General features: G+C 63.9%; 28 protein-coding genes and 5 tRNA genes. 31 read left to right on the top strand and 2 right to left on the bottom strand.

All coding sequences use genetic code 11. The annotated features are described in order from the left end of the window. Positions 1 to 55: 55 nt before the first annotated feature. On the top strand, positions 56 to 1351 hold the full coding sequence (locus tag ACZ9AQ_RS06780; RefSeq protein WP_429202887.1) for a 23S rRNA (adenine(2030)-N(6))-methyltransferase RlmJ: 1296 nt from the start codon (positions 56 to 58) through the stop codon (positions 1349 to 1351). A 132-nt stretch (positions 1352 to 1483) separates the two neighbouring features. After that, positions 1484 to 2770, top strand: coding sequence for an EAL and HDOD domain-containing protein (locus ACZ9AQ_RS06775; protein ID WP_429202885.1), 1287 nt, complete (start codon positions 1484 to 1486; stop codon positions 2768 to 2770). Positions 2771 to 2849: 79 nt separating this feature from the next. On the opposite strand, the gene ACZ9AQ_RS06770 is transcribed toward ACZ9AQ_RS06775, so the two are convergent. Both ACZ9AQ_RS06770 and ACZ9AQ_RS06765 read right to left on the bottom strand, forming a co-directional pair. After that, the gene (locus ACZ9AQ_RS06770) at positions 2850 to 3599 is read right to left on the bottom strand and encodes an SAM-dependent methyltransferase (protein WP_429202883.1); all 750 of its coding nucleotides are present in this window, start codon (positions 3597 to 3599) and stop codon (positions 2850 to 2852) included. A 20-nt stretch (positions 3600 to 3619) separates the two neighbouring features. Further along, entirely contained in the window at positions 3620 to 4216 is a 597-nt protein-coding gene (locus ACZ9AQ_RS06765) for a Maf-like protein (protein WP_429202881.1), read from the bottom strand. A 122-nt stretch (positions 4217 to 4338) separates the two neighbouring features. On the opposite strand from ACZ9AQ_RS06765, the gene ACZ9AQ_RS06760 reads away from it, so the two are divergent. The 29 genes from ACZ9AQ_RS06760 (at position 4339) to ACZ9AQ_RS06620 (ending at position 26659) form a co-directional block, all read left to right on the top strand. After that, positions 4339 to 4836, top strand: a complete 498-nt coding sequence (locus ACZ9AQ_RS06760; protein WP_429202879.1) for a YceD family protein — start codon at positions 4339 to 4341, stop codon at positions 4834 to 4836. Between the two features lie 248 nt (positions 4837 to 5084). Continuing rightward, positions 5085 to 5267, top strand: coding sequence for a 50S ribosomal protein L32 (gene rpmF, locus ACZ9AQ_RS06755; RefSeq protein WP_005666806.1), 183 nt, complete (start codon positions 5085 to 5087; stop codon positions 5265 to 5267). 222 nt (positions 5268 to 5489) lie between these two features. Continuing rightward, complete coding sequence (gene plsX, locus ACZ9AQ_RS06750) at positions 5490 to 6554, top strand: phosphate acyltransferase PlsX (RefSeq protein WP_429202877.1); 1065 nt, start codon at positions 5490 to 5492, stop codon at positions 6552 to 6554. A gap of 20 nt (positions 6555 to 6574) precedes the next feature. Continuing rightward, positions 6575 to 7561: a beta-ketoacyl-ACP synthase III gene (locus ACZ9AQ_RS06745; RefSeq protein ID WP_429202875.1), complete on the top strand. Its 987-nt coding sequence runs from the start codon at positions 6575 to 6577 to the stop codon at positions 7559 to 7561. Between the two features lie 44 nt (positions 7562 to 7605). Next, a complete protein-coding gene (gene fabD, locus ACZ9AQ_RS06740; RefSeq protein WP_429202873.1) occupies positions 7606 to 8541 on the top strand; it encodes an ACP S-malonyltransferase in 936 nt (311 codons plus the stop codon). A gap of 16 nt (positions 8542 to 8557) precedes the next feature. Then, positions 8558 to 9295, top strand: a complete 738-nt coding sequence (gene fabG / locus ACZ9AQ_RS06735; protein ID WP_429202871.1) for a 3-oxoacyl-ACP reductase FabG — start codon at positions 8558 to 8560, stop codon at positions 9293 to 9295. 193 nt (positions 9296 to 9488) lie between these two features. Next, entirely contained in the window at positions 9489 to 9728 is a 240-nt protein-coding gene (gene acpP, locus ACZ9AQ_RS06730) for an acyl carrier protein (RefSeq protein ID WP_005666812.1), read from the top strand. A gap of 31 nt (positions 9729 to 9759) precedes the next feature. Then, entirely contained in the window at positions 9760 to 11007 is a 1248-nt protein-coding gene (gene fabF, locus ACZ9AQ_RS06725) for a beta-ketoacyl-ACP synthase II (protein ID WP_429202869.1), read from the top strand. Positions 11008 to 11206: 199 nt separating this feature from the next. Beyond that, positions 11207 to 11824 (top strand): hypothetical protein, encoded by a 618-nt coding sequence (locus ACZ9AQ_RS06720; protein WP_429202868.1) that lies wholly within the window; start codon positions 11207 to 11209, stop codon positions 11822 to 11824. A gap of 71 nt (positions 11825 to 11895) precedes the next feature. After that, a complete protein-coding gene (gene rpoE, locus ACZ9AQ_RS06715) occupies positions 11896 to 12498 on the top strand; it encodes an RNA polymerase sigma factor RpoE (protein ID WP_040776532.1) in 603 nt (200 codons plus the stop codon). 60 nt (positions 12499 to 12558) lie between these two features. Next, complete coding sequence (locus ACZ9AQ_RS06710) at positions 12559 to 12858, top strand: RseA family anti-sigma factor (RefSeq protein WP_429202866.1); 300 nt, start codon at positions 12559 to 12561, stop codon at positions 12856 to 12858. A gap of 162 nt (positions 12859 to 13020) precedes the next feature. Next, on the top strand, positions 13021 to 14472 hold the full coding sequence (locus ACZ9AQ_RS06705; protein ID WP_429202864.1) for a DegQ family serine endoprotease: 1452 nt from the start codon (positions 13021 to 13023) through the stop codon (positions 14470 to 14472). Next, the gene (locus ACZ9AQ_RS06700) at positions 14469 to 14780 is read left to right on the top strand and encodes a glutaredoxin family protein (RefSeq protein ID WP_429202863.1); all 312 of its coding nucleotides are present in this window, start codon (positions 14469 to 14471) and stop codon (positions 14778 to 14780) included. Before ACZ9AQ_RS06705 ends, ACZ9AQ_RS06700 begins: the two co-directional genes overlap by 4 nt. Before the next feature lie 226 nt (positions 14781 to 15006). Next, positions 15007 to 16800 (top strand): translation elongation factor 4, encoded by a 1794-nt coding sequence (gene lepA / locus ACZ9AQ_RS06695; protein ID WP_429202861.1) that lies wholly within the window; start codon positions 15007 to 15009, stop codon positions 16798 to 16800. Beyond that, positions 16800 to 17729, top strand: coding sequence for a signal peptidase I (gene lepB, locus ACZ9AQ_RS06690; RefSeq protein WP_429202859.1), 930 nt, complete (start codon positions 16800 to 16802; stop codon positions 17727 to 17729). Before lepA ends, lepB begins: the two co-directional genes overlap by 1 nt. Before the next feature lie 12 nt (positions 17730 to 17741). Beyond that, positions 17742 to 18140 (top strand): DUF4845 domain-containing protein, encoded by a 399-nt coding sequence (locus ACZ9AQ_RS06685; RefSeq protein WP_429202858.1) that lies wholly within the window; start codon positions 17742 to 17744, stop codon positions 18138 to 18140. Between the two features lie 50 nt (positions 18141 to 18190). Beyond that, the gene (rnc, locus tag ACZ9AQ_RS06680; RefSeq protein WP_429202856.1) at positions 18191 to 18997 is read left to right on the top strand and encodes a ribonuclease III; all 807 of its coding nucleotides are present in this window, start codon (positions 18191 to 18193) and stop codon (positions 18995 to 18997) included. Continuing rightward, complete coding sequence (era, locus tag ACZ9AQ_RS06675) at positions 18994 to 19890, top strand: GTPase Era (RefSeq protein ID WP_429202854.1); 897 nt, start codon at positions 18994 to 18996, stop codon at positions 19888 to 19890. Before rnc ends, era begins: the two co-directional genes overlap by 4 nt. A 24-nt stretch (positions 19891 to 19914) precedes the next feature. Beyond that, positions 19915 to 20709: a DNA repair protein RecO gene (gene recO / locus ACZ9AQ_RS06670; protein WP_429202853.1), complete on the top strand. Its 795-nt coding sequence runs from the start codon at positions 19915 to 19917 to the stop codon at positions 20707 to 20709. Positions 20710 to 20719: 10 nt separating this feature from the next. Next, a complete protein-coding gene (gene pdxJ, locus ACZ9AQ_RS06665; RefSeq protein ID WP_429202851.1) occupies positions 20720 to 21499 on the top strand; it encodes a pyridoxine 5'-phosphate synthase in 780 nt (259 codons plus the stop codon). 1 nt (position 21500) lies between these two features. Further along, entirely contained in the window at positions 21501 to 21920 is a 420-nt protein-coding gene (gene acpS, locus ACZ9AQ_RS06660; RefSeq protein ID WP_429202850.1) for a holo-ACP synthase, read from the top strand. 104 nt (positions 21921 to 22024) lie between these two features. After that, on the top strand, positions 22025 to 23899 hold the full coding sequence (gene uvrC / locus ACZ9AQ_RS06655; RefSeq protein WP_429203376.1) for an excinuclease ABC subunit UvrC: 1875 nt from the start codon (positions 22025 to 22027) through the stop codon (positions 23897 to 23899). Between the two features lie 261 nt (positions 23900 to 24160). Beyond that, positions 24161 to 24739, top strand: a complete 579-nt coding sequence (gene pgsA, locus ACZ9AQ_RS06650; RefSeq protein ID WP_429202849.1) for a CDP-diacylglycerol--glycerol-3-phosphate 3-phosphatidyltransferase — start codon at positions 24161 to 24163, stop codon at positions 24737 to 24739. A gap of 86 nt (positions 24740 to 24825) precedes the next feature. Beyond that, positions 24826 to 24901: transfer RNA gene (locus tag ACZ9AQ_RS06645), tRNA-Gly, on the top strand. Positions 24902 to 24968: 67 nt separating this feature from the next. Further along, a tRNA-Gly gene (locus ACZ9AQ_RS06640) sits at positions 24969 to 25044 on the top strand. A gap of 44 nt (positions 25045 to 25088) precedes the next feature. Continuing rightward, positions 25089 to 25164, top strand: a tRNA-Gly gene (locus ACZ9AQ_RS06635). Between the two features lie 30 nt (positions 25165 to 25194). Then, a tRNA-Gly gene (locus ACZ9AQ_RS06630) sits at positions 25195 to 25270 on the top strand. 76 nt (positions 25271 to 25346) lie between these two features. Continuing rightward, positions 25347 to 25420: transfer RNA gene (locus ACZ9AQ_RS06625), tRNA-Cys, on the top strand. Between the two features lie 132 nt (positions 25421 to 25552). Then, positions 25553 to 26659: a site-specific integrase gene (locus ACZ9AQ_RS06620; protein ID WP_429202848.1), complete on the top strand. Its 1107-nt coding sequence runs from the start codon at positions 25553 to 25555 to the stop codon at positions 26657 to 26659. Positions 26660 to 26922: the final 263 nt, after the last annotated feature.

The following is a 26922-nucleotide window of genomic DNA, read 5'->3' as shown; positions in this document are numbered from 1 at the left end:
GCCTGATTCTGCCGCCAAATTTCTCGCGGCAAACCTCTTTTAGGAATTCCAGCTTATGTTGAGCTACCGCCACGCCTTCCACGCGGGTAACCACGCCGATGTCCTCAAGCATTTCGTACAGGTGCAGCTGCACTTGTACATGAATCAAAAGGATGCCGCCTATACCTATATCGACACCCACTCGGGCGCCGGCGTCTATGCGCTCGACAGTTTTCAGGCGACCAAGACCGCCGAGTTCGATACCGGCATCGGCCCGCTGTGGACCTGCACCGATGTCCCGGCCGCGCTGAAGGAATACCTCGACCTGATCAAGGGGATGAACCCGAGCGGCAAGATGCGCTATTACCCGGGTTCCCCCTACGTCGCCGAGCAGATGTCGCGCGAGCAGGATCGCCTGCGCCTGTTCGAACTGCACCCGGCCGATTGCAAGATCCTGGCCGATAACTTCCGCAAGCTCGACGCGCACAAGGCCGAGCAGGGCGAGCGCTCGCGCGGGCGCCGCGTGATCATCGAGCATGGCGACGGCTTCCACAGCATGAAGGCGCTGCTGCCGCCGCCGTCGCGCCGCGCGCTGGTGCTGATCGATCCGCCCTACGAGATCAAGGACGACTACAAGCGGGTGCGCGACGCGCTCGACGAGGCGCTGGGTAAATTCCCAAGCGGTATTTATGCGATCTGGTATCCCGTGCTGCAGCGCATGGAGTCGCGCCAGTTCGCCGACCGCCTCAAGCGCCTGCCGGCCAAGGAGTGGCTCAACGTCACGTTCACCACCACTACCCCGACCCCGGACGGCACCGGCCTGCACAGCAGCGGCATGTTCATCCTGAATCCGCCGTACACGCTCGAGCCGATCCTACGCGAAGTCATGCCCTACCTGGTGCGCGTGCTGGGCAAGGACGCCGGCGCCCGCTTCACGATCGAGAAGGGCGTGCAGGTGACGGGCGCAGCCGCCGGCCGCATGGTGGGCGACGCGCCGCGCGCGCCGGTGGGCAATGCGCGCCGCGCCAGCCCGCTGTCGGGCAAGGGCAGCCTGCGCCTGCCAGGCCAGAGCATGCCGCGCGCCGACGAAGCGCCGGCCGCCCCGGCCAGGCCGGCGCGCGCGGATGGTCCACGCAACACCGCGCCGCGCGATGGCGCGCCACGCGGCAGTGCGGCGCGCGATGGGGCGCAACCAGGCAAGGCGGCGCGTGATGGCGCGCCACGCAGCAGCGCCGCGCGCACGCGCGCCGACGCGGCTGCCGGCCCGCGCGATGGTGCAGCGCGCAGCGCGCGCAACGACGCCGCCCGGCCGGCGGCGCCGAGCGCGCCGCGCACCGGGCGCACCCGCCAGGGCGGTGGTGGTCGCGGCTGACCCGAGCGTCGTACGATTCGATGTCGAAATGCTAAGATTGGCATTCTTGTAGTATAGTCGGCGTAGATGGGTGGCGCGTGCCGTCCATCGGGCGCGGCGCGCTGCCGTGACTGTTTCCAGGAGTATTTTTCGATGCACGCCGATGCAACGGCAGCGGTCTCCGTGCCGGCCGATGATTTCTTTCTTGCGCGTCAGCCCATCCTTGGGCGCGACCAGCATCTGGTGGCGTTCGAGCTGCTGTTCCGTGCCGCCGGCGAGGATGACGACGCCAAGCTGACCGACGGCGCGGCAGCCACCGCCGCCGTCATCTCGCATGCATCCCAGCTTGGCATGGAGCAGGTGGTGGGCGAGCAGCTTGCCTTCGTCAACGTCGACGAAGTGGTGTTGATGAGCGACTTCGTGCGCTTCTTACCATCCCACAAGGTGATCCTGGAAATCCTCGAGACGGTGGAGCCGACGCCGGAACTGCTGGCGCGGGTGGCCGAGCTCAAGGAACTGGGATTCAAGTTCGCGGTCGACGATGTGGTCGAGCATTCGAGCGAGCTCGACAAGCTGGTGCAGCTGGTCGACATCATCAAGGTCGACGTCAAGGGCGTTGCCCCGAACGAGCTGGCCCAACTGGTCGACTCGCTGCGCGCCACCGGCAAGCGCCTGCTGGCCGAGAAGGTCGAAACCATCGACGAATTCAAGCTGTGCATGGAACTGGGCTTCGAGTATTTCCAGGGCTATTATTTTGCCCGTCCCGCCATTCTGAGCGGACGCAAGATCACGCCGTCCGAGATCACCATCCTGCGCCTGCTGGAACTGGTCAACTCGAACGCCGACAGCCAGGCGATCGAGACCGCCGTCAAGCGCGACGCCCTGATCAGCCTGAACCTGCTGCGCCTGGTGAACAGCCGCGCGGTGCCGGGTCCGCGCATCGAGTCGCTGTCGCAGGCCCTGGTCCAGCTCGGCCGGCGCCAGCTGGGGCGCTGGCTGCAGATCCTGCTCTATACCGCGGCCGGCGCCAAGGTCGAACTGAAGTCGCCGCTGCTGCAGCTGGCCACGACGCGCGGCAAGCTGCTCGAACTGATGACCCTGCGCGTGCGGCCGGGCGACACCGCCAGCGCCGACCGCGCCTTTACGGTCGGCATCATGTCGCTGGCCGAAGCCCTGTTCTCGGTGCCGATGGCCGACATCCTGGCCCACGTTGACATCGCGCACGACGTGCGCCAGGCCCTGCTTGCGCGCGAAGGCGACTTCGGCACCATGCTGCGCATCGCCGAACTGCTCGAGGCGGCCGAAGGCGGCAGCAAGCTGACCTGCGCGCTCAAGAAGATCGGCCTGACGGTGGCCGAAGTGCGCGAGATCGAGCTGGCGGCCTTCGACTGGGTGCGCGAATTGACCCACGACGCCCAGCAGCCAGCGCCGGTTGCGTGAATTTTTCGTGAGCGCGTAGCGGCGCGCCCGGCCGCAGTACTGGCGCGAGCTTGACTGCGCCAGGATGACTGCCCGGGTATTACTGACCCAAAAACAGGAACACGGTCGGCTTCTTGTGGAAGTCCGGCCCTTTATTGGCCGCCAGCGCCGTCTTCCACTTGGCCGCCGTCAAGGTGCGCACCGATTCGCTCGGCAGCGACAGGTCGGTCGCCACGCAGACCAGGGTGCCCGGCTGGCAGCTCGCCGCCAACGCCTCCAACATGGCGCCGTTGCGATACGGCGTTTCGATCAGCAACTGGGTCTGGCGCTCGGCGCGCGAGCGCTTTTCCAGTTCCAGGATCCGCTTGCTGCGCTGCGCTGCATCGGTCGGCAGGTAGCCATTGAAGGCGAAGCTCTGGCCGTTCAGGCCGCTGGCCATGACGGCCAGCAGCAGCGACGACGGTCCCACCAGCGGACGCACATTGATGCCGTGCTGGTGGGCCAGGCGCACCAGGTCGGCGCCGGGGTCGGCCACGGCGGGCACGCCGGCTTCCGACACCAGGCCCGCGTCGCGGCCCGCCAGCAGCGGCGCCAGCAGTTGCGCCAGCGCCGCCGGCGGCGTGTTCACGTTCAGTTCCGCGATCTCGATTTCCTGCAGGGGCTTGGCCAGCGGGTGGTCGATCGCGATCAGTTTCAGGAAGGCGCGCGCGGTCTTGGCGTTCTCGGCCACGAAGTAATCGAGTTTGCTGGTCAGCGCCTGCACCTGGGTCGGGAGCAGGGCGTTCAGGGAGCCTGGGGTGGCGTCGGTCGGGCCGAGGGTGTTCGGAATCAGGTACAGGGTGCCGGGCATGATGGAAAGAAATTGATGAGTCAGCCGCCAAAGAAGGGGACGCCGGCCTTGCGCAGCATGCCGGTCAGGGCAATCAGCGGCAGGCCGGTGAGGGCGGTGGGGTCGTCCGACTGGACGCGTTCGAGCAGGGCGATGCCGAGCCCCTCGTTCTTGGCGCTGCCGGCGCAGTCGTAGGGCTGCTCGATGCGCAGGTAGGCGTCGAGTTCATGGTCTGGCAGGTCGCGGAAAGCGACGCGCACCTGCACGTTCTCGAGCTGGGCCGCCTGGCGCGGGTCGGCAACGCGGCCGTCCCACAGGCACAGGGCGGTATGGAACACGACTTCGCGCCCGCGCATCAGCTGCAGCTGGGCCAGCGCGCGTGAATGGTCGCCGGGCTTGCCGATCTGCAGCCCGTCCAGCGTGGCGACCTGGTCGGAGCCGATCACCAGCGCGCCGGGGTGCAGGGTTGCTACGGCCTGCGCCTTCTCGCGCGCCAGGCGCAGCGCGGTGGCGGGCGGCGCTTCGCCCTCCAGCGCGGTCTCGTCGATGTCGGGCGCGACGGTTTCGAAGGGCAGGCCCAGGCGCTCGAGCAGTTCACGGCGGTAGGCGGAACTCGAAGCGAGGATGAGCGAAGGCATAGGTATCATGGCGCTGGTGTTCGAGAATACGTCGGGAGAATACGCCGGAAGAATGCGACGGTTTTTTGACGCTGGTGCGAAAATCCTGCTATTATCGCAGGTTTTCCGGGGTGACTTTCTAAATGAGCGCTTTTGTCATCGACGCCTTCGAGTTTTGCAAGAACGACGGCCATCGTGAAGGCGCTACGCCCCTGGTCGACATGCCGCGTCTTGCCGCCGAAAGCACGGACAAGGGCGGCGACATCCGCTGGTCCATCCAGGGCGGCCGGACCCGCCAGGCGTATCCGTCGCTGACCCTCACGGTCGCCGGACATGTCAAGCTGGTGTGCCAGCGTTGCCTGCAGCCTATGGACTACGAGATCGATTCGTCGACCATGCTGGTGCTGGGCGAGAACGACGAGGATGCCGACGCGATCGAGGCAATCCTCGACGATGAAAGCATCGACGTGATCGTCGGCAGCCGCAGCTGCGACATCCGCGAGTTGCTCGAGGACGAGGCCCTGCTGGCCTTGCCGCAATCGCCGCGGCACGATGTTTGTCCGGATACGGGCTTGCTCGATCGCCTGAAAACCGATAAAGTGTCGCCTTTCGCCGCTCTGAAGAACCTGAAGACGGACTAAGAAGAAATAGTAACAACAATCAGCATTACAGGTTTCGCAGTACGGTGGCGGCAGCGTAGAAACAATGTCGTCCAAAATCTGCAAAAAAACGTGTCAAACGCGTGCAATCGAGTATGGCATTCGCGGTAGTTGTAGCAGCGTTCAACATGTCGGCAGTCGTCAAAAAGCTTGCCGCCGAGATACTCGATTTGCAGCTGGTTTGCCTATCGAATGTGTTAAAATTTTAGAACTTTGTACTAGGAGTTATCATGGCAGTTCAGCAGAACAAGAAATCCCCATCGAAGCGCGGCATGCACCGTTCGCACGATTTTCTGACCGCCCCGAACCTGGCAGTCGAGCCGACCACCGGCGAAACCCACCTGCGTCACCACATCTCGCCGAACGGCTTCTATCGTGGCCGCAAGGTCCTGAAGACCAAGAACGACGAGTAATCGACGTTCTGGCTTTTAGCATCATGAAAGCGGCGCAACGTATGTTATCTGCGTGGCGCCGCTTTTTCTTTGGCATCTGCTCAGTAACCGGCTGCATCCTGGGAGTCCGTCCCGACGCTCCTGGCACCGTCATGTTGAACAGCCTGGATCCCGTGCGCATGTGCGCCACGACCCGATCCCCTCTCGCCGCTCGTCCTGCGTGAGCCGCGGCATCTCCAACAAATGACAATTAAAATATCCATTGACTGCATGGGCGGCGATCACGGCCCTTCAGTTACCATTCCGGCAGCCATCTCCTTCCTCAAAAAGCAAGCTGACGCCGAGCTCGTGCTCGTGGGCGTCGAAGAGGTGCTGCGCGCAGAACTCAAGAAGCATCATGCGGAGAACAACCCGCGCCTGACCGTCAAGCACGCCTCCGAAGTCATCACGATGGACGACCCGGTCGAAGTGGCCCTGCGCCGCAAGAAGGATTCGTCGATGCGGGTGGCGATCGAGGCCGTCAAGGATGGCAGCGCCCACGCCTGCGTCTCGGCCGGCAATACCGGCGCCCTGATGGCCGTCTCGCGCTACGTGCTCAAGACCATGGCCGGCGTCGACCGCCCGGCGATCTGCTCGATCATGCCGAACCAGAAGGGTGGCCCGACCTATATCCTTGACCTCGGCGCCAACGTCGACTGCGAGCCGGACCACCTGCACCAGTTCGCCATCATGGGATCGGTGCTGTGCTCGGCGATCGAGGGCATCCCGCGCCCGACCATTGGCCTGCTCAACGTCGGCACCGAGGACATCAAGGGCAACGAGGCGGTGAAAGCCGCCGGCGTGCTGCTGCGCGCCGACGCCGAACGTGGCAAACTCAACTTTTTCGGCAATGTCGAAGGCAATGACATCTTCAAGGGCACGGTCGACGTCGTCGTGTGCGACGGTTTCGTCGGCAACGTCATGCTCAAGGCGATTGAAGGCCTGTCGCGTTTCATGAAGGCCACGTTCAAGGAAAGCGTCCTGTCGATGCTCGGCGCGTTGCTGGCGCGCAAGTCGCTCAAGAAGCTCAATCCGGAACGCTACAACGGCGCCGGCCTGCTGGGCCTCAAGGGCCTGGTGTTCAAGAGCCACGGCGGCGCCGGTGCCTATGCCTTCGAGTGGGCGATCAAGCGCGCCTACGATGCCGCGCACAATAATGTGCAAGAGCACCTGTCGGCCCTGATCGCCGAACTGATGCCAAGCTCCCCGGTAACGGCGCCCGTAGTCGCGCCGGCGCCGACGCTCGACAGCCAGCGCCAGGCGCAATAACCCAGCAGAATGGTGAAGCAATGACCATGTATAGCAAAATTACCGGCACCGGCAGCTACCTGCCAGCCAATCGCGTTACCAACGACCAGCTCGCCGCGCAGTTGGCGCAGCAGGGCGTCGAGACGTCGCACGAGTGGATCTTCACCCGCAGCGGCATCGAGGCGCGCCACTTCGCCGCGGCCGACGAACTCTCGTCCGACCTGGCGGTGCACGCCGCCCGCCGCGCGCTCGAGATGGCCGGCAAGACCCCGCTCGATGTCGACCTGGTGATCGTCGCCAGTTCCACTCCCGACTTCCACGGCAGCTTCCCGAGCACGGCATGTATCGTGCAGCAGAAGCTGGGCATGGCCAGCGGCAGCGCCGCCTTCGACGTGGCCGCCGTGTGCAGCGGCTTTGTGTACGCGGTCTCGACCGCCGACGCCTTCATCCGCGCCGGCAACCACAAGCGCGTGCTCGTGATCGGTTCCGAAGTGTTCTCGCGTATCGTCGACTTCAGCGACCGCACCACCTGCGTGCTGTTCGGCGACGGCGCCGGCGCCGTGCTGCTCGAAGCCTCGAACGAGCCGGGCATCCTGGCTGCCCGCCTGCATGCCGATGGCAGCCATGCCGGCATCCTGTCGATCCCGGGCAACCTGGCCAATGGCGCGGTCGCCGGCAGCGGCTTCCTGCACATGGACGGCCCGGCGGTGTTCAAGCTGGCTGTCACCGTGCTGGAGCAGGTGGCGCACGAAGTGCTGGATCACGCCGGCGTACGCCCGGCGGACGTCGACTGGCTGGTGCCGCACCAGGCGAACATCCGCATCATGAACGGCACCGCCAAGAAGCTCGGCCTGCCGCTGGAAAAGATGGTCGTCACCGTCCACGAGCACGGCAATACCTCGGCCGCCTCGATCCCGCTGGCGCTCGACCAGGCGGTGCGCGACGGCCGCATCAAGCCGGGCCAGAACGTCCTGATGGAAGGCGTGGGCGGCGGCTTTACCTGGGGCGCGGTGCTGGCGCGCATGTAAGCGTGAGCACCAGCCTCCAAGAACAACAACTACGGAAAACAACGATGAGCAAATTCGCATTCCTGTTCACCGGACAAGGCGCCCAGGCAGTGGGCATGCTGAACGGCTTCGCCGGTAACCCGACCGTCGATCAGACGGTGCAAGAAGCGTCCGACGCCCTGGGCTTCGACCTCAAGCGCATGATCGCCGAGGGACCGAAGGAAGACCTGGACCTGACCACCAATACCCAGCCGGTCATGCTGACCGCCGCGGTTGCCGTCTACCGCGCCTGGATCGCGGCCGGCGGCCCGGCGCCGAGCGTGGTCGCGGGCCACAGCCTGGGCGAGTATTCGGCCCTGGTGGCGGCCGGCGTGATCCCGTTCGCCGACGCCGTGCCGCTGGTACGCTTCCGCGCGCAATCGATGCAGGACGCGGTGCCGGTCGGGCAGGGCGGCATGGCCGTCATCCTCGGCCTGCAGGCCGCCGATGTGCAGGCCGTTTGCCTTGAGGCAGCGCAGGGCGAAGTGGTGGAGGCCGTGAACTTCAACGAGCCGACCCAGATCGTGATCGCCGGCCATACCGCCGCCGTCGAGCGCGCCTGCGAGATCGCCAAGGCCAAGGGCGCCAAGCGCGCCATGAAGCTGGCGGTATCCGCGCCGTTCCACTCGTCGCTCCTGAAGCCGGCATCCGACCGCCTGCGTACCTATATGGCGGAGCTGAAATTCGCCGCGCCGCAGATCGACGTCATCAACAACGTCGACGTCGCCGTGCTGAACGATCCCGAGCAGATCAAGGACGCGCTGGTGCGCCAGGCCGCCGGTCCGGTACGCTGGGTCGAGACCATGCAGAAGATGGCGCTCGATGGCGTGACCCAGGTCATCGAATGCGCACCGAGCAAGACCCTGATCGGCATGGCCAAGCGTATCGATGCGAACCTGGCCGGCGAAGCGCTGGTCGACCAGGCTGCGCTGGAGCGCGTGCTGGCGTCGCTCTCCGAATAAAAGATAAAGGAAAACCATGAATCTGCAGAATCAAGTCGCCCTTGTCACCGGCGCATCGCGCGGCATCGGCAAGGCCATCGCGCTGGAACTGGCGCGCCAGGGCGCCAAGGTCGTCGGCACCGCCACCAGCGAGTCGGGCGCGCAGGCGATTTCCGACTATCTGGCCGAGTTCGGCGGCAAGGGCGTGGTCCTGAACGTGCTCGACGCGGCCGGCTGCGCGCAAGTCGTGGACGACGTGCAGAAGGGCTTCGGCAGCCTGTCGATCCTGGTCAACAATGCCGGCATCACCCAGGACAACCTGGCCATGCGCATGAAGGACGACGAGTTCGACAACGTGATCGCCACCAATCTCACCGCCGTCGGTCGCATGTCGCGCCTGGTGCTACGCGGCATGATGAAGGCCAAAGCCGGTCGTATCATCAGCATCACCTCGGTGGTCGGCGCGGCCGGCAATCCGGGCCAGATGAACTACGCGGCCGCCAAGGCCGGTGTGGCCGGCATGACCCGTGCGCTGGCGCGCGAGATCGGCAGCCGCAACATCACCGTCAACTGCGTGGCCCCGGGCTTCATCGATACCGACATGACCCGCGCGCTGGGTGAAGGGCAGCACGAGGCGCTACTGACCCAGATTCCGCTGGGCCGCCTGGGCCTGCCGGAAGACATCGCCCACGCGGTGGCGTTCCTGGCCGGGCCGACGGCCGCCTACATCACGGGCACCGAGCTGCACGTGAATGGCGGCATGTATATGAATTAATCAGTAAAGTAATGAATTGATAAAAACCGCGTCCCAATTGGTCCCGGCGAGCCGGGCCCGATTAGGACGCAATCTCGACTTTTAGCAGGACTTTCCGGCGAAATGGCCGCAGTCGCCGAAAATAGTTTTTCGGGTCGCAAACCTGATAAAATGCGCGCACTTTCCGCAACACATACCTTAATGGAGCCAAAACATGTCGGATATCGAACAACGCGTTAAAAAAATCGTCGCTGAGCAACTGGGCGTTGCCGAAGCAGACATCAAAATCGATTCCTCGTTCGTTGACGACCTCGGTGCAGACTCGCTGGACACCGTGGAACTGGTGATGGCACTGGAGGACGAGTTCGAAATGGAAATTCCTGACGAGCAGGCTGAGAAGATCACCACCGTCAAGCAAGCCATCGACTACGCAACCGCGCACGTCAAGGCCTGAGTAGTCGCTTTACCGTTTTTGGGAGAATCGCTTGAGTCGTTCACGCAACCGCCGTGTCGTCGTCACCGGCCTGGGCTGCATTTCACCGATCGGCAACACCGTTGCCGAGACGTGGGATGCGGCATTGGCCGGCAAGTCGGGCATTGCCAACATCACCAAGTTTGATGCAGCGCCATTCACGACCCACTTTGCTGGTGAGGTCAAGAACTTCAACGTCGAAGACTACCTGCCGGGCAAGGAAGGCCGCCATATGGATACCTTTATCCATTTCGGCATGGCAGCCGGCATCCAGGCCCTGAAGGACTCGGGCCTGGAAGTCACCGAAGAGAACGCGGACCGCATCGGCGTGGTGATCGGTTCGGGCATCGGCGGCTTGCCGATGATCGAAGCGACCAAGGACGAATACGCGAACCGCGGCGCACGCCGCATCTCGCCGTTCTTCGTGCCGGCATCGATCATCAACATGATTTCGGGCGATCTCTCGATCAAGTTCGGCCTGCGTGGCCCGAACCTGGCCATCGTCACCGCCTGCACCACCGGCCTGCACAGTATCGGCGCGGCAGCGCGCCTGATCGAGTACGGCGATGCCGACGTGATGATCGCGGGCGGCGCCGAATCGACCGTGTCGCCGCTGGGCCTGGGCGGTTTCGCCTCGGCACGCGCGCTGTCGACCCGCAACGACGACCCGTCGACCGCCTCGCGTCCATGGGACCGCGACCGCGACGGCTTCGTGCTGGGCGAGGGCGCCGGTGTCATGGTGCTCGAAGAGTATGAACACGCCGTCGCGCGCGGCGCCCGGATCTATGCTGAAGTCATCGGCTTCGGCATGAGCGCGGACGCCAACCACATCACCTCGCCGGTCGAGGATGGCAGTGGCGCGGCGCGTTGCATGGTCAATGCGTTCCACAACGCCGGCATCAACGTCGACCAGGTGCAGTACGTGAACGCGCACGGCACGTCGACGCCGCTGGGCGACGTGGCCGAAGTGCGCGGCATCAAGCGCGTGTTCGGCGACCATGCCAAGAGCCTGGTCGTGAACTCGACCAAGTCGATGACCGGTCACCTGCTCGGTGGCGCCGGCGGCCTGGAGTCGGTGTTCACCGTGCTGGCGATCCACAACCAGGTGTCGCCACCGACGATCAACATCTTCAACCAGGATCCGGAGTGCGACCTGGACTTCTGCGCCAACACGGCGCGCGAGATGCAGATCGACTACGCGGTGAAGAATTCCTTCGGTTTCGGCGGCACCAACGGTACGCTGATCTTCGCCAAAGTCTGAACCACTTCGCCCCATCCAGGTCTAACTGGATGGGCGCTTCCAACAGCCCGGCCTGTCGCCCGTTCGTGGCGGCCTGCCGGCGCTGGCGGTAGAAGGGCTGTCTCCGGGGCTTGCTCCGGAGTTTCCTCCGCCCGCCATCCTGCTCATTGTGCTCATTGTGCTCATTCGCAGGCCATTTCCTCGATTTGTCCTGTGCTTCATGTCGCTTGCGGTGTCCGCCGTCATCGCGCCGTCGCGTCGCCTGCGCGGTCTGCTCGCAGCCTTCTGCGCGGCCCTGTGCGCGGCTGCCCTGGCCGTGGGCCTGCTGCTGCCTGAACGCTTCGCATTCGGCGGCGCTGTCGCATGCGCGCCGCTGCTGGCCGCGCTGTCGCTGGCGCGCCTGCCTGTCGCCGTCCCGGCCGGCTGGCCGCGCCGTCGTTGGCGCGCCAAAGGGAGCGCCAAAGGGGGCGCCCGCCGCGCGGCTGATTCCACGGTGTTTTTGCCTGGGATTGCAACGGTGCGCCGGATTGATATTTCTGGAGTTGGTCAGGTACGCCTGACGGTACAACAGGAGTTGGGGAAAGGCGCGCCAGCGGCCGGGAATCCTGAGCCGGGCCCGACCATGACGCTGCTGCCCGGCGCCATGGTCTGGCCCTGCTGCATCGTGCTGCGACTGCGCGCCGAGGATGGCGCGACCTGGCCGCTGGTGCTGCTGCCAGACGCCGTGGGCGCCGGCCAATACCGCGCGCTGGCGGTGGCCGTGCGTGCGCTCGCCAATGGCGCGGCAACAATACCGATACAAAACAGTGTGAACTTATTGCAGGTGGCCAACTCTTAAGGATGTACCGATTCACGCTGCGCGCATGAATCGGTGCCTCCTCGCGAGAGGCCGCCAATGGGGCATGGTCCGTGACGACAGAACGCGAGTGTGATCAGTTGCTGGTAGAGCGCGTCCAGGCCGGGGACCAGGGGGCTTTTGATTTACTGGTCTCCAAGTACCAACGTCGCCTGATGCGCCTGGTGTCGCGTCTCGTCCACGATCCGGCCGAAGCCGAAGACGTGGTGCAAGAGACCTTCATCAAAGCATACCGGGCCCTGCGTCATTTTCGTGGGGATTCGGCTTTTTATACATGGCTTTATCGAATAGGAATCAACACCGCCAAGAATTTTCTAGTAACCCAGGGAAGGCGCGCACCGACGTCGACCGAGACGGACGCCGAACGCGCCGAAGGATTCGATGATGCAGATAGCTTGCGCGACATTAATACACCTGAATCCATGCTCGCCAGTAAACAGATCGCCCATACAGTCAATGCGGCCATGGAAGCATTGCCGCTCGAACTGCGCACGGCGATCGTCTTGCGCGAAATCGAAGGCCTCAGCTATGAGGAAATCTCCGAAGTGATGGCCTGTCCAATAGGTACGGTGCGCAGCCGGATTTTCCGGGCGCGCGAAGTCATCGCCGAGAAATTACGCCCTTTACTCGATTTCCCGGTTGACAAACGTCGGTAGGTAGCGGGATCGTACGAACACAGCACATATTGAACACCACCGACGTCGATGGAACCACCGATGGACACCAATAGAAAACTACGCGAGCAGATTTCTGCCCTGAAAGATGGCGCCTTGCCCGAAGCCGACCTGGAACTGGCATTGGCCGCGTTGCAGGGAAGCGACGGCCGCCAGGCATGGGATCTGTATCACCTGATCGGCGACGCGCTGCGCGACACGGCCACGCCGGCGCTGTCGCCGGAATTTCGCGCCCGCCTGGCCGAACGCCTCGCCGGCGAGCCGCCGCCGCTGCGCCGTGCGGCCGTCGCGGCCGAGCCCACCGGCCTGGCGGCGGTGCTCGCCAAGACCGCGTCTTCCTGACAGTTTCCGACCGTCCTGTCCGGCATCCTTACCCCAGGCTTAAATTCCTTCCTTTCGTCGCCGGGCCAGGGCTTTTATGGCCGGCGCGCGGCTGGCATGGCGCGACAAAGTGCGCAATTTGGCTTACCATTCAGTCAATCTTAGCCATTCAATAGCGAATCCATGACCAGTAAAACTGCCAGCCTGCTTCTGTCGGCACTGCTCGTGTCCGGCGCCACGGCCTTCGTTCAACCCGTCCACGCCGCTGCCCCCGTTCCCACCCCTACCGTTACCGGTCTGCCCGACTTCACCGACGTCATCGACAAGGTGGGGCCGGCGGTCGTCAATATCCGCACCACCGAGCGCGTGCGCACCCGCGGCGGTGCGCCGGGCGAGGAAGAGATGCAGGAATTCCTGCGTCGCTTCTTCGGCGGCCAGATGCCGCCGCGCGGCGGCGGCCGGCGCGGCCCGCAGCAGGAAGAAGAACGCGAAGTGCAGCGCGGCGTCGGCTCCGGCTTCATCATCTCGGCCGACGGCTTCGTGCTGACCAACGCCCACGTGGTCGAAGGCGCCGACGAGGTCACGGTGACCCTGAGCGACCGCCGCGAGTTCAAGGCCAAGGTGCTGGGCGCCGACCGCCGCTCCGACGTCGCGCTCCTGAAGCTCGCCGCGACCAACCTGCCATACCTGCGTACCGGCGACTCCAGCAAGATCCGGGTCGGCGAGTGGGTGCTGGCCATCGGTTCGCCGTTCGGCCTCGAAAACACCGTGACCGCCGGCATCATCTCGGCCAAGTCGCGCGATACCGGCGAATACTTGCCGCTGATCCAGAGCGACGTGGCGGTCAATCCCGGCAATTCGGGCGGCCCCCTGATCAACCTGCGCGGCGAAGTCATCGGTATCAACTCGCAGATCGCGACGCTGTCGGGCGCCTATAACGGCATTTCGTTCGCGGTGCCGATCGACGAGGTCATCCGCGTGTCCGATCAGCTCAAGACCACCGGCAAGGTCACCCGTGGCCGCCTGGGCGTGCAGATCAGCGAAGTCACGCGCGACGTGGCCGAATCGCTGGGCCTGGGCAAGGCGCGCGGCGCCGAAGTCTCGATGGTCGAACCGGGCGGCCCGGCCGAGAAGGCGGGCATCAAGGTCGGCGACATCATCCTGGCCTTCAACAAGCAGCCGATCCAGTCGACCACCGACCTGCCGCGCCTGGTGGGCGCCTCCAAGGTCGGCAGCCGCGCCAGCGTCACCGTCTGGCGCCGCGGGGCCCAGGTCGAGGTGCCGGTCACCATCGTCGAGTTGCAGGAGGAACGTGCGGCCCAGGGCCAGCAGCCGAAGAAGCCGGCGCCGGGCGCCGCGCCGGACGCGCTGGGCCTGCACATGTCGAATATTGCGCCGGCCGACCGCAAGGAGCTGGGCATCGACCACGGCCTGCTGGTCGAAGAGGCGCAGGGCCCGGCCGCCAGCGCCGGCATCCAGCCGGGCGACGTGATCTTGCAGTGGAACAATACGCCGATCACCAGCGTCGAGCAGTTCAAGTCCCTGCTGGCCAAGCACGACAAGTCGAAGGCGGTGGCCCTGCTGGTGCAGCGCGAGGGCGCCACGCAATACCTCACGCTCAAGCCGCGCCAGTGACGCAGCAGGGGAGTGCGCCGCACCGCGCCGCACGCCGCGCCCCGCGCTTCACCTTGTATTCGCGCAGCTGGTGCCACCTGTGCGAAGACATGCTGGCGGCGCTGCGCGCGCTCGAGCCGCCCGGGCAGCCGTTCGACGTCACCGTGCTCGACGTCGATGCCGACCCGGTGCTGGTGGCGGCCTTCGACGAGCTGGTGCCGGTGCTGTATGGCGACCCGGCCCAGCCCGAGCTGTGCCATTACTTTCTGGACGAGGCGGCGGTGCGGGCCTACCTGGCCGCCTGCGCCGGCGCGCAGGCGACGTCCTGAGCCACCCGCCGGAAACCGGCCTTTCTGCCTCGAAATCCGGTAAAATGCCGGGTCGGAGCGGTGATGTCCAACCTTCCAAGATTGCCAAGGCGCTCGCCTGGGGACCGGCACGGCCCCCGACGCAGCGCGTTTTCGTATTGCGCGGCCCGTTCGTCCTGCATCGCAGTGCGCCATATTTCGTCGTAGTCGCCGCCTTTCGCGGCCTTTCTGGTTTTGAGCTTTGTTAATGAACAACATACGTAACTTCTCCATCATCGCCCACATCGACCATGGCAAATCGACGCTGGCCGACCGCATCATCCAGCTGTGCGGCGGCCTGTCGGACCGCGAGATGGACGCCCAGGTGCTCGATTCGATGGACCTGGAGCGCGAGCGCGGCATCACCATCAAGGCCCAGACCGCGGCGCTGCAGTACAAGGCGCGCGACGGCCAGGTCTACAACCTGAACCTGATCGATACCCCGGGCCACGTCGACTTCTCGTACGAAGTGAGCCGCTCGCTGTCGGCCTGCGAAGGCGCGCTGCTGGTGGTCGACGCCTCGCAGGGCGTGGAAGCGCAGACGGTCGCCAACTGCTACACCGCGCTCGACCTGGGCGTGGAAGTGGTGCCGATCCTGAACAAGATCGACTTGCCGCACGCCGACCCGGACAACGCCAAGAAAGAGATCGAGGACGTGATCGGCATCGACGCGTCCGACGCCACCGTGTGCTCGGCCAAGACCGGCCTGGGCGTGGAAGACGTGCTGGAAACCCTGATCGCCAAGGTGCCGCCGCCCAAGGGCGACCCGGAAGCGCCGCTGCAGGCCCTGATCGTCGATTCCTGGTACGACCCGTACGTCGGCGTCGTGATGCTGGTGCGCGTGGTCAACGGCACCCTGCGTCCGAAAGACAAGATCCTCCTGATGGCCACCGAGTCGGTGAATCTGGTGGAAAACATCGGCGTGTTCACCCCGCGTTCGGTGTCGCTGCCGCAACTGACCGCCGGCCAGGTGGGCTTCATCATCGCCGGCATCAAGGAACTGACCGCCGCCCGCGTGGGCGACACGGTGACCCTGGCCAGCCGTCCGGCGTCCGAGCCGCTGCCCGGCTTCAAGGAAGTGCAGCCCCAGGTGTTCGCCGGCCTGTTCCCGGTCGAGGCGAACCAGTACGACGCCCTGCGCGATTCGCTCGAGAAGCTGAAGCTGAACGACGCCGCCCTGATGTACGAGCCGGAAGTCTCGCAGGCGCTGGGCTTCGGTTTCCGCTGCGGCTTCTTGGGCCTGCTGCACATGGAGATCGTGCAGGAGCGCCTCGAGCGCGAGTTCGACATGGACCTGATCACGACGGCGCCGACCGTGGTGTACGAGGTCGAGATGAAGGACGGCACCATCATCCGCGTCGACAATCCGTCGAAGATGCCGGAACCGTCGAAGATCAACGAAGTGCGCGAGCCGATCGTCGACGTCAACCTGTACATGCCGCAAGAGTACGTGGGTGCGGTGATGACCCTGTGTAACGGCAAGCGCGGCGTCCAGATGGACATGGCCTACCACGGCCGCCAGGTCAAGTTGCACTACGAGATCCCGATGGCCGAGATCGTGCTGGACTTCTTCGATCGCCTCAAGTCGACCTCGCGCGGCTATGCCTCGATGGACTACGAGTTCAAGGAAAATCGCGCGGCCGACGTGGTCAAGGTCGACATGCTGATCAACAGCGAAAAGGTCGACGCCCTGGCCATCATCGTCCACCGCGCCAACGCGCCGTATCGCGGACGCCAGGTGGCGGCCAAGATGCGCGAACTGATCCCGCGCCAGATGTTCGACGTGGCGATCCAGGCCGCCATCGGCGCCACCATCATCTCGCGCGAAAACGTGAAGGCGCTGCGCAAGAACGTCCTGGCCAAGTGCTATGGCGGCGACATCTCGCGCAAGAAAAAGTTGCTCGAGAAGCAAAAGGCCGGCAAGAAGCGCATGAAGCAGGTCGGCTCGGTGGAGATTCCCCAAGAAGCCTTCCTGGCCATTCTCCAGGTGGAAGATAAATAATGAATTTGCAACCCATCCTGGGCAATTTTGCCCTGATCCTGTTCGTCGCTATGGTCATCACGGGCATCATCTGGTGCCTGGACACGTTCTATCTGGCGAAACAGCGGCGCCGCGCCGCCGATGCCGCCTTGCGCGAGTACGATGCGCGCAATGACAAGCTGATCGCGGATGGGATCAAGGTGGACCACAATGGCAATCGCGCCGCGATCGAGCAGGCCCATCTGCGCCAGCCGACCTGGATCGAGTATTCGGGCAGCTTCTTCCCGGTGATCGCCCTGGTGTTCATCTTGCGCTCGTTCCTGTGGGAGCCGTTCAAGATCCCGTCGTCGTCAATGGTGCCGACCCTGCTGGTGGGGGATTTCATTTTGGTGAACAAGTACACCTATGGTATCCGGCTGCCGATCGTGAATAAGAAAATCATCCAGATGAATAATCCCCAGCGCGGCGACGTAATGGTGTTCAAGTACCCAAAGGACATGAACCAGGATTACATCAAGCGCGTCATTGGCGTGCCGGGTGATAAAATCACCTATGAGGACAAGCGCCTGACGGTCAACGGCAAGCCGGTGGAATATACGGCGCTGGACGACTACCTGGACGACCAGCATCCGATCTACCACAAGCAGTTCGTCGAGAAACTGCCGAGCGCGGCTGGCGTTACCCAGCACCGCATCCTGAATACGGCCGACAAGCGCAATATCGACCTGGGCAGCGTGGAAAACTTCCCGCTGCGCGAAAACTGCGAATACACCTACGACAAGTTTACTTGCGTGGTGCCGGAAGGACAGTATTTCATGATGGGCGATAATCGCGACAATAGCGCGGACAGCCGTTATTGGGGTTTCGTGCCTGATCGCAATATCGTCGGCAAGGCCTTCGTGGTCTGGATGAACTTCAGCAATCCGAAACGTGTCGGCAGTATCCAATAACAAGGGGCGGGCATGGATCGCAGCAAGCTGTTGAACAAGCAAGCCGGACTGTCCCTGTCCGGCCTGATCGGGGCGCTGGCGCTCATCGGCGTGGTCGGCATCTTTGCCATGCGCATGATTCCGGCCTATATCGAGTACGGCGCGATCAAGTCGGCGATCGTCCAGGCCAAGGACGCCGGCGGCGGCATCCGCGACATGCAGCAAGCCTTCAACCGCCATACCAGCGTCAATGACGTCGAGGCCGTACGCGGACAAGACCTGGTGTTTACCCGTGACGGCGAAGAAGTGCAGATCAGCTTTGCCTACGAAAAGCGGCTGCCACTGATGGGCAACGTCAGCCTGCTGATCGACTTCGCCGGCACCACCGACCCCAGCGGCGTGGTGGCCGAAGCCGACAGCGCCGCCCAATAGGGCTTTATAAAAATGCCGTGGTCCGCCCGGCCACGCACACGACATCGACAATGAATCTTCAGTTATTGCAAACGCGCTTGGGGTATACGTTCCGGGAAATCGGGCTGCTGCAGCAAGCCCTGACCCACCGTAGCCATAGCAGTCTGCATAACGAGCGCCTGGAATTCCTGGGCGATTCGGTTCTCAACTGCGTCGTCGCGTCGGTGCTGTACGAACGTTTCGGCATGCTCGACGAGGGCGACCTGTCGCGCCTGCGCGCCAACCTGGTCAAGCAGCAGGCGCTGTTCGAGATCGCCCAGAAACTCGACCTGTCGCAATTCCTGCGCCTGGGCGAGGGCGAACTCAAGTCCGGGGGCTTCCGCCGGCCCTCGATCCTGGCCGACACGCTGGAAGCGCTGCTCGGCGCGATCTTCCTCGACAGCGGGTTCGACAGCGCGCGCGGCGTGATCCGCGCCTTTTACATTCCGCTGCTCGAGACGGTCGACCCGGCCACGCTCGGCAAGGACGCCAAGACGCTGCTGCAGGAATTCCTGCAGGCGAAGCGCATCGCGCTGCCGACCTATAATGTGGTGGCCACCCACGGCGCCGCCCACAGCCAGGAATTCGAAGTCGAATGCCTGGTGCCCAAATTTGGCGTGCAGGTGTTCGGCCGCGGCGGCAGCCGCCGCGCGGCCGAGCAGGCCGCCGCCGGCCTGGCGCTGGACGCGGCCCAGAAGGCGCTGGCCAAGACGCCGGGCGCGCGCAAGCCGCGCCAGCGCTCGGCCCAATTGAAGCTGGCCGGCATTGCCACCCCCCAGGGCGAAGCTGCCGCATCCGGCGCGCCCCACGCAGCACAACCAGGAACAGAAAAAGCATGAACGCCACTCCCGACAATTTCCGCTGCGGCTATATCGCCATCGTCGGCCGCCCGAACGTCGGCAAGTCGACCCTGATGAACGTCCTGATCGGCGCCAAGGTATCGATCACGTCGCGCAAGGCCCAGACCACGCGCCACCGCATCACCGGCATCCAGACCCGTGACGACGCGCAGTACATCTACGTCGACACCCCGGGCTTCCAGACCCGCCACGCGAATGCGCTGAACAAGACGCTCAACAAGACCGTCTCGAACACCCTGACGTCGTCGGACGCGATCCTGTTCCTGGTCGAAGCCGGCACCTTCGGTCCGGCCGACCAGCAGGTGCTGGAGATGTTGCCAAAGAATGTCCCGGTGATCCTGGTCATCAATAAATCGGACCGCGTCAAGGACAAGGCGGTCCTGATGCCGTTCGCGCAAAAGATCGCGGCCCTGTTCAATTTTGCCGCGATCGTGCCGGTCTCGGCCAAGCTGCGTTTCCAGGTCGATGCACTGGAAACCGAGATCAAGCGCCACCTGCCGGAAAATCCGCCGGTGTTCGGGCCGGACGACATCACCGACCGCAGCGAGAAATTCCTGGCGGCCGAGATCGTGCGCGAAAAAGTGTTCCGCCTGCTGGGCGACGAACTGCCGTACACCAGCACTGTCGTGATCGAGCAGTTCGAACAGGAAGGCAACCTGCGCCGGATCTTCGCGGCCATCCTGGTCGAGCGCGATACCCATAAATCGATGATCATCGGTAACAAGGGTGCGCGCCTGAAAGAGATTTCCACCCAATCGCGCCTGGATATGGAAAAACTGTTCGGCGGCCCGATTTATCTGGAGATCTGGATCAAGGTCAAGTCCGGCTGGGCCGACAACGAAGCGGGCCTGCGCGCTTACGGCTACGAGTAAGGGCACAGGACGCAAGCCGCGCGCATGTCCAGCCACGACCAATTCGTCGATGACCTGCCCGAGCAGGGCGCGCCCGCCGCGGGCAAGCGCACGCGCGCGCCGGCACGCGACAGCCGGATCACCGGCCAGCCCGGCTTCGTGCTGCACAGCTATCCCTACAAGGAAACCAGCCTCATCATCGACATGTTCACCCGTGACCATGGCCGGGTGGGGGTGGTGGCGAAGGGCGCCAAGCGCCCGTTTTCCAAGCTGCGCGGCGTGCTGCAGACCTTCCAGCCCCTGTCGGTGTCATGGAGCGGCAAGTCCGAGCTGCGCACGCTGATCGATGCCGAGTGGGTGGGCGGCATGCTGCCGCTGGAGCGCACGGCGCTGTTGTGCGGCTTTTACCTGAACGAGCTGCTGGTCAAGCTGCTGGCGCGCGACGACCGCCATCCGGCCCTGTTCGATCACTACGTCTCGACCCTGAACCAGCTCGCCCACGGCGAACCGGCGCCCATCGTCTTGCGAAAATTCGAAAGAGCCTTACTTAAGGAAACAGGCGTGGCAGCCGATCTCGGCCGCTGCACGAGCAGCCGCGGTCCGGTCGCGCCGGACCGTGACTACGTGGTCGATCCGGAGCGCGGCGCGCGTGCGGCGGGTCTGGGGGAAGTCTGGCCCGTTGTGTTGGGCAAGACCCTGCTGGACATGGAGCGCGAGGACTATACTGATCCGGCGACCCAGGCGCAGAGCAAGCAATTGATGCGCTTCCTGCTGGCGCATCACCTGGGCGGGCAGCCGCTCAATACGCGCCAGATTTTGATCGACTTGATGCAATTGTAAAAATAACACTATGAGCTTCCTGCAACCCGCCGGCCAGGTGATCGACCTGGGCGTGAACATCGACCACATCGCCACCGTGCGCAATGCGCGCGGGACCACGTATCCGGACCCGCTGCGCGCCGCGCTGCTGGCCGAGCAGGCGGGCGCCGACCTGATCACGCTGCACCTGCGCGAAGACCGCCGCCACATCAAGGATGCCGACGTGCTGGCATTGCGTCCGCTGCTGGCGACGCGCATGAACCTGGAAGCGGCCGTGACCCGCGAGATGATCGACTTCGCCTGCCGGGTGCAACCGCAGGACGTGTGCCTGGTGCCGGAGCGGCGCGAGGAAGTCACGACCGAGGGCGGCCTGGACGTGCTGCGCTATTACAACGAGGTCGAGGCAGCCGTGAAGCAGTTGCAGCAAGAAGGCATCCGCGTCTCGCTGTTCATCGATGCCGATGCGCGCCAGATCGAGGCCGCCTGCGCCGTCGGCGCCACCGTGATCGAGCTGCACACGGGCCGTTATGCCGAGGCCGAAGGCGAAGAAGTGGCGCACGAGCTCGAGCGCATCCGGCTGGGCGTGCATGAAGGCGCGAGACGCGGCCTGCGCGTGAATGCCGGCCATGGCCTGCACTACACCAACGTGCAGCCGATCGCGGCGATTCCCGACCTGCACGAGCTGAACATCGGCCACGCCATCGTGTCGCATGCGCTGTTTGCCGGCTGGGAAAACGCGGTGCGCGAGATGAAGGCGATCATGGTCGCGGCGCGCCTGGGCGTATCGTATACTGCGAAAGCCGGAGCCTGAGATGATCTACGGCATCGGCACCGACATCGTCCAGATCTCGCGTGTCGAGGCAGCCCTCGCGCGCAGCGGCCCGCGCTTCGTCGAGAAGATCCTCGGCCCGCAAGAGCTGGAAAAATACCATGCCCGCAGCGCCAAGAACGCGGTGCGCGGCCTGCGCTTTCTGGCCACCCGTTTTTCGGCCAAGGAGGCGTTCTCGAAAGCCATCGGTCTGGGCATGCGCATGCCCATGACCTGGCGCAGCGCCCAGATGCTCAATGACCCGAGCGGCAAGCCGGTCATCGTCTGTAGCGGCGCCCTTGGCGACTTCATGCGCGAGCACCGGCTCAGCGCCCAGGTGACGATCAGCGACGAGGCCGACTACGGCGTCGCCTTCGTGATCGTGACCCAGGCGCCGTTGGCATCACCATCATTGGCAGAGTAATGTCCGAAGCAAAACCCGCAGCAGCCGGCAACCCATCCGTCGAACTCACCCCCGAACTGGCCGCGCGGCTCGGCCGCGAGCGCCTGTCGGAAGCGCGCGAGGAAATGCGCGCCGAAGCCAACCGCGAACTGAGCCCGAAGGTGGAGGCCGAGATCCGTGCCCAGGTGCTGGCCGTCGTCAACCGCCTGCCGGGCTTGCCCGGCGTGTACCGCTACTTCGACGCCGCCGACAACGTGCTCTACGTCGGCAAGGCGCGCAACCTCAAGAACCGCGTCTCGAGCTACTTCCAGAAGAACCTGGCGAGCCCGCGCATCGCGATGATGGTGTCGCAGATCGCGCGCCTGGAGACGACGGTGGTGAGCAGCGAGGCCGAAGCGCTGATCCTGGAAAACAACCTGATCAAGTCGCTCAAGCCGCGCTACAACATCCTGTTCCGCGACGATAAGTCTTACCCCTACATCAAGATCACGGGCGGCGAGGCGCCGCGCATGGCGTATTACCGCGGCGCGCTGGACAAGAAGAACCAGTACTTCGGTCCTTTCCCCAGCGCCTGGGCGGCCAAGGAATCGATCCAGCTGCTGCAGCGCGTCTTCCGGCTGCGCACCTGCGAGGACAGCGTCTATGCGAACCGCACGCGGCCCTGCCTGCTGCACCAGATCGGCCGCTGCAGCGCGCCCTGCGTGAAGCTGGTCGCGCCGGAGGATTACCAGCGCGACGTCGAGAACGCGGCGCGGTTCCTGCGCGGACGCCAGAGCGAGGTGATGGCCGACCTCGAGCAGAAGATGCTGGATTACGCGATGGCGCTCAAGTTCGAGCAGGCCGCGTCGGTGCGCAACCAGATCCAGGCGCTGTCGAAAGTGCTGCACGCGCAGAGCATGGAAACGACGGGCGACGCCGACGTCGACGTGATCGCGGTGGTGGTGCAGGGCGGGCGCGCCTGCGTCAACCTGGCCATGGTGCGTGGCGGTCGCCACCTGGGCGACCGCGCCTATTTCCCGAGCCACGTCGGCGAATCGCTGGGGGAATGCCCGATCGAGGTCGAGGTGCTGTGCGCCTTCCTGGCTCAACATTACGCCGGCCAGTTCATTCCGGGCACCCTGATCCTGAACGTGGAATTCGACCAGCCCGAGCTGATCATGGCCTTGCAGGAGCAGTGCGGCCACCGCATCAACCTGGTGCTGCAGCCGGGCGGCCAGCGCCGCCAGTGGCTCGAGATGGCCTGCAAGGGCGCCGAGATCGCGCTGGCGCGGCTGCTGGCCGAGCAGGGGTCGCAACAGGCGCGCACGCGCGCGCTGGCCGACACGCTGCAGCTCGACAACGAAGACCTGGACGCCTTGCGCATCGAATGCTTCGACATCAGCCATACGGCGGGCGAGGCGACGCAAGCGTCGTGCGTGGTGTTCCACCACCACCAGATGCAGAACGGCGAATACCGCCGCTTCAACATCAACGGCATCACCCCGGGCGACGACTACGCCGCCATGCGCCAGGTGCTGACGCGCCGCTACGAGAAGGTGGCCGGCGGCGAGGGCGTGATGCCCGACATCGTGCTGGTCGACGGCGGCAAGGGACAAGTGGAGATGGCGCGCCAGGTATTTACCGAGCTGGGGCTCGAGATCTCGATGATCGTCGGCGTGGCGAAGGGAGAAGGGCGGCGCGTGGGCCTGGAGACCCTGATCTTCGCCGATGGCAGGCCGGCGCAGGAACTGGGCAAGGAATCGGCGGCGCTGATGCTGGTGGCCCTGATCCGCGACGAGGCGCACCGCTTCGCCATCACCGGCATGCGCGCCAAGCGCGCCAAGGCGCGCCAGGCCTCACGCCTGGAAGAGATCGAGGGCATCGGCGCCAAGCGCCGCCAGCGCCTGCTGGCGCGCTTCGGCGGCCTGCGCGGCGTGATCGACGCCAGCGTCGAAGACCTGATGACGGTCGAGGGGATTTCGAGCGCGCTCGCGGAAGAGATTTACAAGCAGTTGCATTAGCACTGTCGCTACCGGTAGGGTTGGCGGCTCTGCCGCCGACGCGTCGATTGTTTGCGGTTCCGATATCGTGCGCGATGATCTGGCTGCTAACAATCACTGCGTCGGCGGCGTAGCCGCCAACCCTACGGTCAACCTCCATTGCTTGCCAATCGTTAGCTAGAAGCATCTCCTTCCGTGTCATACAGATGAGTCAACTGGCCCAAACCAGCATACCCATGTAGACTAACGGCCAAGCATTTTTCCACGGTAATCAGCTCTCTCATGCCCTTCAATATACCGATTCTCCTGACCTGGTTACGCGTCGCGCTCATTCCCCTCGTTGTCGGATTGTATTACTTGCCGGTTGACTGGATGACGCTCCCCGAGCGCAATCTCGCGGCCACCGCCGTGTTCATCATTGCCGCGGTCACCGACTGGTTCGACGGATTCCTGGCCCGCCGCTGGAACGAAACCTCGGCCTTCGGCGCCTTCCTCGACCCGGTCGCGGACAAGCTGATGGTGGCCGGCGCCTTGCTGGTGCTGGTCCAGCTGGATCGGGTGGATGCGATCATCGCCGGCATCATCATCGGCCGCGAGATCACGATCTCGGCCCTGCGCGAATGGATGGCCCAGATCGGCGCCACCCGCTCGGTGGCGGTCAGCTCGCTCGGCAAGGTCAAGACCGCGGCCCAGATGACGGCGATCCCGATGCTGCTGTTCCACGACCGCCTGTTCGGCATCGACATCCACTTCTGGGGCGAGTACCTGCTGTGGGTGGCGGGCGTGCTGACGGTGTGGTCGATGTTCTACTATTTGCGCCGTGCCTGGCCCTTGATCAAGGAGAAAGCCGGGACGATTTAATTTGTTCGTGGCATCCTTGACGTACAGAATAGAATCTCTATAATGCCTGCCTGTTGCGACGACAACGCAGCAGGATGAAAGACGAAGCGGGAGTAGCTCAGTTGGTAGAGCGCAACCTTGCCAAGGTTGAGGTCGAGAGTTCGAGACTCTTCTCCCGCTCCAAAGATTGCAAAGCTGCAAAGCGATCTTGGAAAAAAGTCAAAGTTCTGTCATAATCGTTGTTCTGTACGCGGGAGTAGCTCAGTTGGTAGAGCGCAACCTTGCCAAGGTTGAGGTCGAGAGTTCGAGACTCTTCTCCCGCTCCAGTTTTCCGAACTGGCGCTGCGGTTGGTAAATAGTAGGACTCCATGCGGGAGTAGCTCAGTTGGTAGAGCGCAACCTTGCCAAGGTTGAGGTCGAGAGTTCGAGACTCTTCTCCCGCTCCAGGTTTTACGAAGATGTAGCAACACTCCTAAGCGGGAGTAGCTCAGTTGGTAGAGCGCAACCTTGCCAAGGTTGAGGTCGAGAGTTCGAGACTCTTCTCCCGCTCCAGAATTCAGGAAGACACTTTCTTCCCTTGTTGATGTGAGACATAACCGCTCTCGTCGATAAGCGCATTATATCCTCTGGCGAGGTAGCAAAGCGGTTATGCAGCGGCCTGCAAAGCCGTCTAGACGGGTTCGACTCCCGTCCTCGCCTCCAAAAATCAAGGACTTAGCCTGCATCAGGCTGGTTCACCAAGCGGTGAAACCTCCCGGAACGGGAGGTGCACCTACCACTGAAACGGCTAATTGGCTGTTACCTCCCGGATGCAGGCTTTGAGAGAGCTTAGCCATGGCATCCATCAAGCAAACCCCATCCGGCGCATTCCAACTTTGCGTCAAGAACAAACTTCTCCCCAAGACGTTGTGGGCGACGTTCGACACGCGCGACGCCGCCGAGCAGTACGGTGCGCAGCTCGAGCGTCTGCTGGGCCAAGGCATCGTGCCCTCGGCGCTTCTCGAGCAGACGCCGCCGAAACCACAGGCCTGGACAGTCGGTCGCTGCATTGTCGAGTACCTGAGGCATAACGCGGTTCCGGAGTCCGACGTCAAGCTGCTCGACACGGTCCGTCCCAGCGTTGCATTGTTCGCGACGAGCACACTCAACTACGACTGGGCTGAGGCTTGGATCAAATCGATGAAGCGCGTCGACCATCTGGCTCCTTCGACCATCCGTCACCGCCATGGCGCCCTGGCGCGCTGTTTCGACTGGATGCTGCGAAAGCATCCGGACATCATGGCGCAGAACCCGCTGCGTCTGCTCAAACGCGGATTCTCGACCTATACGCCTGAAGATGCTGCCGTGCTGGCGCAGGAAGGCAAGGAACCGCGGCTTGACATCGAGCGTGACCGTCGTGTGGCAGAGGCGGAGGAGGCCGCCATTCTCGGGGTGCTTGAAGAACGCAGTGAGGACCGCGTCTTCTTCAACCTTGCGCTCGAAACGGCGATGCGCATGCGCGAGTCCTACACTCTGTACGCCGACCAGGTGAGCCTGCAGAAGCGGACCATCCATCTCGAACGCTCGAAGAATGGTGAAACACGGCAGGTGCCGCTCTCGTCCGTCGCGCGCGAACTGCTCGACAGCTTCATGCGCGAATACCAGGCCGAAATCACCGCACGTGAGGGCCGACTGTTCAGTTACTGGAACGGCGACCTTGCCGTACGCAACCTCGACCGCACGACGGCGGAAGTCTCGCGCCGGTTCCGCATCGTTTTCACTGAAGCTGGAGTGCAGGGACTTAATTTCCACGATTTGAGGCATGAGGCGACATGCCGGCTGTACGAACGTACTTCGCTCTCCGATGTGCTCATCGCGAAGATTACAGGACATCGTGATCCGCGCATGCTGCGGCGCTACGCCAGCTTGCGGGGTAGCGACCTGGCGGCTCATCTCTGGTAACGCTTCTGAATGGGCTACTTGAGTACCACCACGATTACAGTGTTGCACCAGTCACGGCCTAGGATGAGGCAACGTCACCGGCCCCTAATAGCCGCAAGTCGACTTCGAACACGTTAACTGTGGGTAATGGGTGCTAAAGCCAAAGGCGACGAGGCTTGGATGTCACCTTGAACCGCCCCGGGTTTTGTAGAGGCTCCATTCTTTGAGAAAATGGAGCTATGAAGAAGCAACCGAAGTATTCCCCCGAAGTCATCGAGCGCGCT

Source organism: Massilia sp. UYP34, assembly GCF_056279385.1.
The sequence above is the reverse complement of the archived record's forward strand: the minus strand, read 5'-3'. Positions and strand labels throughout refer to the sequence as shown.

What these genes read in the sequence shown, in the direction of transcription:
- recO (WP_429202853.1), top strand. Translation starts at nt 19,915, where the DNA reads ATGTCCAGCCACGACCAATTCGTCGATGACCTGCCCGAGCAGGGCGCG.
- era (WP_429202854.1), top strand. Translation starts at nt 18,994, where the DNA reads ATGAACGCCACTCCCGACAATTTCCGCTGCGGCTATATCGCCATCGTC.
- acpS (WP_429202850.1), top strand. Translation starts at nt 21,501, where the DNA reads ATGATCTACGGCATCGGCACCGACATCGTCCAGATCTCGCGTGTCGAG.
- ACZ9AQ_RS06705 (WP_429202864.1), top strand. Translation starts at nt 13,021, where the DNA reads ATGACCAGTAAAACTGCCAGCCTGCTTCTGTCGGCACTGCTCGTGTCC.
- rnc (WP_429202856.1), top strand. Translation starts at nt 18,191, where the DNA reads ATGAATCTTCAGTTATTGCAAACGCGCTTGGGGTATACGTTCCGGGAA.
- ACZ9AQ_RS06710 (WP_429202866.1), top strand. Translation starts at nt 12,559, where the DNA reads ATGGACACCAATAGAAAACTACGCGAGCAGATTTCTGCCCTGAAAGAT.
- acpP (WP_005666812.1), top strand. Translation starts at nt 9,489, where the DNA reads ATGTCGGATATCGAACAACGCGTTAAAAAAATCGTCGCTGAGCAACTG.
- ACZ9AQ_RS06775 (WP_429202885.1), top strand. Translation starts at nt 1,484, where the DNA reads ATGCACGCCGATGCAACGGCAGCGGTCTCCGTGCCGGCCGATGATTTC.
- fabG (WP_429202871.1), top strand. Translation starts at nt 8,558, where the DNA reads ATGAATCTGCAGAATCAAGTCGCCCTTGTCACCGGCGCATCGCGCGGC.
- ACZ9AQ_RS06720 (WP_429202868.1), top strand. Translation starts at nt 11,207, where the DNA reads ATGTCGCTTGCGGTGTCCGCCGTCATCGCGCCGTCGCGTCGCCTGCGC.
- lepA (WP_429202861.1), top strand. Translation starts at nt 15,007, where the DNA reads ATGAACAACATACGTAACTTCTCCATCATCGCCCACATCGACCATGGC.
- ACZ9AQ_RS06780 (WP_429202887.1), top strand. Translation starts at nt 56, where the DNA reads ATGTTGAGCTACCGCCACGCCTTCCACGCGGGTAACCACGCCGATGTC.
- ACZ9AQ_RS06620 (WP_429202848.1), top strand. Translation starts at nt 25,553, where the DNA reads ATGGCATCCATCAAGCAAACCCCATCCGGCGCATTCCAACTTTGCGTC.
- pgsA (WP_429202849.1), top strand. Translation starts at nt 24,161, where the DNA reads ATGCCCTTCAATATACCGATTCTCCTGACCTGGTTACGCGTCGCGCTC.
- rpmF (WP_005666806.1), top strand. Translation starts at nt 5,085, where the DNA reads ATGGCAGTTCAGCAGAACAAGAAATCCCCATCGAAGCGCGGCATGCAC.
- ACZ9AQ_RS06685 (WP_429202858.1), top strand. Translation starts at nt 17,742, where the DNA reads ATGGATCGCAGCAAGCTGTTGAACAAGCAAGCCGGACTGTCCCTGTCC.
- ACZ9AQ_RS06770 (WP_429202883.1), bottom strand. Translation starts at nt 3,599, where the DNA reads ATGCCCGGCACCCTGTACCTGATTCCGAACACCCTCGGCCCGACCGAC.
- pdxJ (WP_429202851.1), top strand. Translation starts at nt 20,720, where the DNA reads ATGAGCTTCCTGCAACCCGCCGGCCAGGTGATCGACCTGGGCGTGAAC.
- lepB (WP_429202859.1), top strand. Translation starts at nt 16,800, where the DNA reads ATGAATTTGCAACCCATCCTGGGCAATTTTGCCCTGATCCTGTTCGTC.
- ACZ9AQ_RS06760 (WP_429202879.1), top strand. Translation starts at nt 4,339, where the DNA reads ATGAGCGCTTTTGTCATCGACGCCTTCGAGTTTTGCAAGAACGACGGC.
- ACZ9AQ_RS06765 (WP_429202881.1), bottom strand. Translation starts at nt 4,216, where the DNA reads ATGCCTTCGCTCATCCTCGCTTCGAGTTCCGCCTACCGCCGTGAACTG.
- fabD (WP_429202873.1), top strand. Translation starts at nt 7,606, where the DNA reads ATGAGCAAATTCGCATTCCTGTTCACCGGACAAGGCGCCCAGGCAGTG.
- plsX (WP_429202877.1), top strand. Translation starts at nt 5,490, where the DNA reads ATGACAATTAAAATATCCATTGACTGCATGGGCGGCGATCACGGCCCT.
- ACZ9AQ_RS06745 (WP_429202875.1), top strand. Translation starts at nt 6,575, where the DNA reads ATGACCATGTATAGCAAAATTACCGGCACCGGCAGCTACCTGCCAGCC.
- uvrC (WP_429203376.1), top strand. Translation starts at nt 22,025, where the DNA reads ATGCGCGCCGAAGCCAACCGCGAACTGAGCCCGAAGGTGGAGGCCGAG.